This window comes from Pseudorhodobacter sp. E13 (assembly GCF_003991405.1).
GTDB lineage: Bacteria > Pseudomonadota > Alphaproteobacteria > Rhodobacterales > Rhodobacteraceae > Pseudorhodobacter.
Window position 1 is genome coordinate 1 of sequence record NZ_RPEN01000117.1, and the last position, 6,054, is coordinate 6,054.

General features: G+C 55.2%; 8 protein-coding genes. 6 read left to right on the plus strand and 2 right to left on the minus strand.

The window, feature by feature from the left end; genetic code table 11:
* Positions 1-499: 499 nt before the first annotated feature.
* From mscL to EGN72_RS00595, 6 genes are all read left to right on the plus strand, one after another.
* Positions 500-928 (plus strand): large conductance mechanosensitive channel protein MscL, encoded by a 429-nt coding sequence (gene mscL, locus EGN72_RS00565; RefSeq protein WP_127044724.1) that lies wholly within the window; start codon positions 500-502, stop codon positions 926-928.
* A gap of 414 nt (positions 929-1,342) precedes the next feature.
* Positions 1,343-1,684: a DUF2853 family protein gene (locus EGN72_RS00575; RefSeq protein WP_127044726.1), complete on the plus strand. Its 342-nt coding sequence runs from the start codon at positions 1,343-1,345 to the stop codon at positions 1,682-1,684.
* Positions 1,685-1,905: 221 nt separating this feature from the next.
* Positions 1,906-2,157: a type II toxin-antitoxin system Phd/YefM family antitoxin gene (locus EGN72_RS00580; protein ID WP_127044727.1), complete on the plus strand. Its 252-nt coding sequence runs from the start codon at positions 1,906-1,908 to the stop codon at positions 2,155-2,157.
* Complete coding sequence (locus EGN72_RS00585; protein ID WP_127044728.1) at positions 2,154-2,420, plus strand: Txe/YoeB family addiction module toxin; 267 nt, start codon at positions 2,154-2,156, stop codon at positions 2,418-2,420. The genes EGN72_RS00580 and EGN72_RS00585 overlap by 4 nt, the downstream gene beginning before the upstream one ends.
* A 151-nt stretch (positions 2,421-2,571) precedes the next feature.
* Positions 2,572-3,300: a ParA family protein gene (locus tag EGN72_RS00590; protein ID WP_127044729.1), complete on the plus strand. Its 729-nt coding sequence runs from the start codon at positions 2,572-2,574 to the stop codon at positions 3,298-3,300.
* Entirely contained in the window at positions 3,297-3,611 is a 315-nt protein-coding gene (locus tag EGN72_RS00595; RefSeq protein WP_127044730.1) for a hypothetical protein, read from the plus strand. Before EGN72_RS00590 ends, EGN72_RS00595 begins: the two co-directional genes overlap by 4 nt.
* Here EGN72_RS00595 and EGN72_RS00600 read toward each other — a convergent pair.
* Together EGN72_RS00600 and EGN72_RS19375 are read right to left on the minus strand one after the other, a co-directional pair.
* Positions 3,608-4,672: a replication initiator protein A gene (locus EGN72_RS00600; protein ID WP_127044731.1), complete on the minus strand. Its 1,065-nt coding sequence runs from the start codon at positions 4,670-4,672 to the stop codon at positions 3,608-3,610. The genes EGN72_RS00595 and EGN72_RS00600 overlap by 4 nt on opposite strands.
* A 313-nt stretch (positions 4,673-4,985) precedes the next feature.
* The coding region (locus EGN72_RS19375) for a type IV secretory system conjugative DNA transfer family protein (protein ID WP_233586974.1) at positions 4,986-6,054 on the minus strand (1,069 nt) is incomplete at its 5' end.

A 6,054-nucleotide genomic window follows, 5' to 3' on the forward strand; every position in this document is an offset into this window, starting at 1 on the left:
GCAATATGACCCTAAACCTCGCATGTGGAAACCCGTTGATCTCTGGATGTGCCGGTTTTCCCTTATTTTGTTGGGAATCTCGACAGAGGTCTCATGCGAGCTTTTAGCAAATAGCTCGCATAAGAATGGAAGCGGACTTGTCCCAAGTTGCTGCTCGCTGCGATGCCAAAATTCCCGCCAACTTCGCCCGAGTCCGCTTTACGACAACTGTGTCAGCGCTATGCACTCCCAGTGCGGCCAGCAGGACGACTAGCCAAGGCGAGAGCAAAGTCACGCATGTTGCCGATCGCACTGGTGAACATGGGCGAATAGAGCGCAGCGCCCAAAATTTCGACGACAGCGGTACTCGCCCCCTACATCACGGGTTGCGCCTGCGACCTCGCACGAAACCCGTCCCAAAAAGGGAGCACGCCAATCTGTTGACTTTGAAGAGGATCCAACGAAAGCTAAACAGCAATGGGAACGGTGCCCAGATGAAGATGAATGGGAGAGACAGGGAATGATCAAGGAATTTCGCGACTTCATCGCAAAGGGCAATGTCATGGACATGGCCGTGGGGATCATCATTGGCGCAGCCTTCACCGCGATCGTTACCTCGCTAGTCGCTGACCTGCTCAATCCAATTATCGGCCTCGTCCTCGGCGGCGTCGATTTCACCAGCATGTACGCAGTTCTTAGCGGCCAAGTCCCGGAGGGCGTCGGTCTAGAGACAGCACGGGAAACTGGGGCCGCGGTCTTCGCCTATGGCGCCTTCATCACCGCTTGCATCAACTTTGCGATCATCGCCTTCGTGGTGTTTCTGTTGGTCAAGATGGTCAACCGCGTGAAAGACGCGACAATGAAGAAGGAAGAGGCCGCGCGGGAGGAACCGACAGGACCGACCGAACTCGACATCCTGATGGAGATTCGGGACGCGCTTAAGAAATAGCAGAGGACTGCTAGCGAACGAACCGAAGCCCATATCCCCAGCACACGGAGAAACTCGATGGAATCAGCTCTACCAATCATAGTCCAGGTGATCACCGGAGTCGTTGGCGGCCAAGCCGTTGGCGCAGCCCTCAAGACGGCGGCCATGGGCCAACTCCCGAAGCTCCTTAGCGGTGGCATAGGTGGGCTCGCGGGCGGAACAATTCTAGGCTCCCTTCTCGGTGGGGCGACTGGTGCCGATCCGACCAGTTCAGGCGCCATGGGAGGTTTGCTCGGAGATGCGGTCGGTGGCGTCGGGGGCGGTGCGGCACTCACGGGAGTTTTAGGCATCGTACTGAACGCCCTGAAAAAATAGGGTGCAGGTCGGACACCTATAGACAACGACATGCAAGTTAGAACCACAGGAGGCAAGACCATGGGCAAACGCGACGAACTGATCAAGAAATACGCCACCGACCTTGAGACGAAATGCGGCGTCAGAGCAGATATGGCACTGCTTGAGAAGGTCACGATCGGCTGCGGGCCGAGCATCTACAAGGACGACGCGTCGACGGTATCGGCCTCCGATGCCGCCGAACTTGACCGGATCAAGAAGAACTTCCTCATGGGCAAGCTCGGTCTCATGGACGGCACCGGGCTCGACGAGGGCATCGATGCCGTGATCGAACGGTATGGACGATCGAACCGGAACAAGTATCGCGCGGTCGTCTACTACATGCTCGTCACGCATTTCGGGCGGCAAGACGCTTACGTGTAGATCAATTTGGTACGGTCCTATGTGTCTGCATAACGTGATGCGCCACTATAGAAATCAAACGAGACCGACGCATGGGATCCGTTATCATCCCATGCGAGCTATCAACCAAAAGCTTGCATGGGGGCGTGAGCTTCGCGTCAATGTGACCCTTTGTTTGGCGCAACCTCTTTACTTGTACTTAATGTTGTACATATAAGGTTGCGGCAACAAGGAGAGTCGACATGGATGTTATGACCTACTCAGACGCACGCGCTCAGCTGAAGGGCGTCATGGATCGTGCGATCCATGACAAGCAAGAAGTTGTCGTGACGCGCAAGAAAGGCGAGTCTGTCGTCGTCGTTTCCCTGGAAACCTGGAACGCCGTCAACGAGACATTACACCTCTTGTCCACACCTAAAAACGCATCCCGCTTGCGCGCGTCGATCGCGCAACTCGATGCTGGAACTGGCGAAGAGCGTGAGCTGTCCGAGTGAAGCTGGTTTTTTCCAATCAGGCCTGGGAAGATTATCAGTACTGGGTCAGCACCAACGACAAGGTACGTGACCGGATCAACGAGCTGATCAAGCAGTGCAAGCGGACCCCCTTCAAGGGAACCGGCAAGCCGGAACCTTTGAAGGGCGATTTGACTGGCTGGTGGTCCCGGCGAATTTCTCAGGAAGATCGAATGGTCTACCGGGTCAGTGGAGCTGGCGATGGCCAAAGCCTAGAGATTGCGCAACTGCGGTTCCATTACTGAAAACCCGTAGGGTTGAACGACCTAAATGTGACGAGGTCGAACGTCTCAAAGCATCCTCAAAGTTAACTCTAACTATGTCGTTAAAGTTAAATCTATAAATAATGTTAACGACATAGTTGACGTTAGAGTTAAACGCAGGCAATCTACCGCCATGTATGTAATCACCTTCGCAAACCCGAAAGGCGGCTCGGGGAAAACCACGTCCGCCATGCTCTTGGCTGAACAGATCGCTATTTCTGGCGGTCGCGTTGCGATTCTCGATCTGGACCCGAACGCCAACATCCTTGCATGGGGCCAGACGCGCGAAGCCGAGGGTAGAGACGTTCCTTTCACAGTTCATGCACGACCGCAGGCCGAAGAGACGGTCGAGCTCATCGACAGCCTATCCGATGAGGCTGACTATCTCATTATCGACCTTGAAGGGTCGAAGGATCAGATCGTCACTTTCGCGCTATCGCGGACAGATTTGTGCATCATCCCGCTCGATGGCTCGCCTATGGAAGCCCGGCAAGCCGCGCAAGCGGTTCGCTTGGTACAAACCACAGCGAACATGATCCGCGCGCAAATCAACTACGCCCTCTTGTTCACTCGCACCAACGCCGCGTTCCAGACCACGGATGAGCGCGACGTGCGGCAAGAAATGGAGATCAACAACATCCCGACGCTACCCGTTCGGATCGCCAAGCGCGCGCCTTACACCCGCATCTTCCGGGACGGTGTGCTCTTGTCAGAGCTGCCTGACATCGTGACGCAAGAAATGCAGGGCAAAACCGCGTCTGTATCCGATAAGGCCATGAAGCAGGTGACCGGAGCCATCGAGAATGCCCGCGACTACGCACAAACCGTCATTGCAACCCTTACCAAGGAGCAAGTGGCATGAGCGGGAAATACGGCTTCTCAGGCGGGATCGACCTGCCCAAGACAACACCAGCGCCCAAGGCTCGACCAAAGGTCGATGGCAGCTCATTAAGCGAGGCCGTCAAGGCCGGTGCCGATCTTGGCTTCGTCAACAGGGAGCCCACAACGCGCCTTAAACCTGGTCCCAAACGCAAAGAGCCGCAGGACAAAGTTTCGATACCTGGCCCGAAGCGCGTAGTAGATGATTTTCGGGCTTTTTGTTCGACGCGCGATCTTACCCTTTGGCAGGGCTTGGAGTTGTTGCTTGAAGAACAGAAGGGTAGAAGCGACTAAGGGTTGCCGCGTTTCTCAAAGATTTTTCGGCAGAACCCTAAGAACGCCCGGTCCGGATTGGCCGGTGCATCAAGACCACCGTCGGCCATCCAGTCGCGCCATTCTTGCTCTAGCGTGTAGATATCCCATCCCGGCGCAACCTTACGAGCTTCCTGATAAACGTCAGGGCTCAAACGGATCGCCCCGGATGGAGCCGCCAGAGCTTGCGGCTTTTCCGCGTGACGGTTTACAAATACGACCATGTTTTCGTCTAACCGGACTGAATAGTCCGGCATGTGATTGTACGCCTCATCTTGAGCGACAATGTTGCCGACCAGCCGCTTAAACTCGCGAGAGGTCGAAGCCGATCCGCACTTGTCTTGCAAAGCAGAAAGACTGATTTTCCACTCTTTCTTCGAGCCACAGTGCTTGCGGGCGATCTCATAGATGCGCCGCTCTAATGGCTTACGCAGCCGGAAATAGTTCCGGTGGAGGGTCAAAACTTCATGCGCTTGGATCGCGTTGAACACCCAATCTGAGAGCTGCACCTCGATCTCCTGCATTCGACCATCGCGGGTTTCACGTACGATACGAGCGCGGTCGATGATGCTGAAAATATCCAATTGCTCGACATCGCCGGTCACGATGTTCGTCTCAATCTGTGTCCCTTGCAGCCGGGCGAGGGCGCTTCGAAGGCCGCTATATCCACGCCCATCGGATGGCCGGTTCGTTGCTTTCAGAAGATCGAACGCCTTCAGGCGAACGATTTTTGAAACCTTCTGACCTTTGTTGATAGCTGCCATAATTTGACTGATGCAGTAGATCAGCACATCGCGATCGTGGATCGTTGCCAGACCATCGGATGAAGGTTTCACTTCGAGATAGTTTCGCCCCGTCCCATCTTCGTATCGCCGCACTCGGTGATCTGGTTTTGTAGAAAGCGAGAAAATCGGATGCGCCATCGAAGCCATGTCACCCTTAGGTGCGGCATCAAAGATATCGCATACAAAAAAGTCGCCTTGTTCCTGCCGATCTGGCAGCAAGGGGGAGCGGTCGCCGTCTTTCGTGATTTCACACACCATGGCCTATGTTTCGTGATTTCACACACACGGTCAAGCCCTTTCGTGATTTCACACACAGGCACAGAACTTTCGTGTCTTTACACACGTTCCTTCGTGTCTTTACACACGCTTTATCGTGACTCTACACACAGGCCACTTCTAAAAGCCTAATTAATTCATAGCCCTAATAACACTTATCCACAGCGTAACACCTTATATAACACATATTTAACACTACAAAATTTCCCATCATTTCAGCAGTGGCTTTCCGAACCCAAACACATGGAGAAGTGCTCGCAACTAAGAATGCGCCCGAAAAGCAGCTAAACGTGCCTCAGTTCAAGGGGTTCTGATCGAACCTTCCACGGTAGATCTTGCTCTTAAAATACACATTCTGTTTGGCCTTAAGCGGGCTGCGATTGCCCACCAACAGCAAAAGATCATCGGCCTTCATGCCGGTGATCTGCTCAGCAGTCATGAGCTTCTGACGCTGCTCCGAATAGGAAAAATCCCGGCCCTCGTTCGAGGCTTTGCCCTCTCGAATTTGCTGAGAATAAACGGTGCTTTCCCCGAGGTGGCGCGCTGCCCATTCGGCAGTTTCGATGTCGTTGAGGTTGAAGACGCGCTTGGTGATGCAGGAACCGAAGATCGAGCGGGCGTCGTTTGGCCCATAGGCCTTTTCGACCTGACCCGTGTCCTGGGTGACGAACAGCGCTTCAACACCGGCCCCTGCGGCGACGTTGGCGATGTTCATGATCTGCTCCATGCGGCCCATCCGCACAAATTCATCGAGAACCAGCAGGATCGGAGCCTTGACCTTGCGCCGCCCGTCCTGACGTACGACCGTGCCCAGGACGAGGTTGATGAAGAGGCGCATGAACACCGCCTGCTTGTCCACTTGGTCGAGAGGGACCGCGATAAAGAGATCGACCTGGTCATCGAGCAAGTCCTCCATGCGGAAACTCGACCCGGCAAGGAAGTGGCGCATGTTGTCGGACTGCATCCACTCAAAAGCTTTCGAGACCGCCGTCTGAATCGACCCACGTTCTCTGTCACCCGCGCGCAGGATCGTGGCGGCGGTTTGGGCAGGGCGGTGGCCAACGAGGTCCTTGTTTTCTGACCAAGCCTCAAGTGTGCTGTCGAGGTTCGCAGATAACAGAAGATCAGCCACGGCGATCAGGTTGCGCCGGTTTGGTTCTTCCTGGGTCACGATCACTTCGATCGCCGCCGCGACCAGCTGGCGGGCCATTTCCGAAAAATGTGCCCCGTCGCCTTGTTCCGGTTTGACCAAGCCGTCCGCAACCAGGGCCACGTCGCGCGCCAGCTCGTGGGGCCGGATGTAGTCGAGCGGGTTGAACTGATCCTTTCCATCCTCGACGAGGCCGAAAGGGTTGAGGACGGCC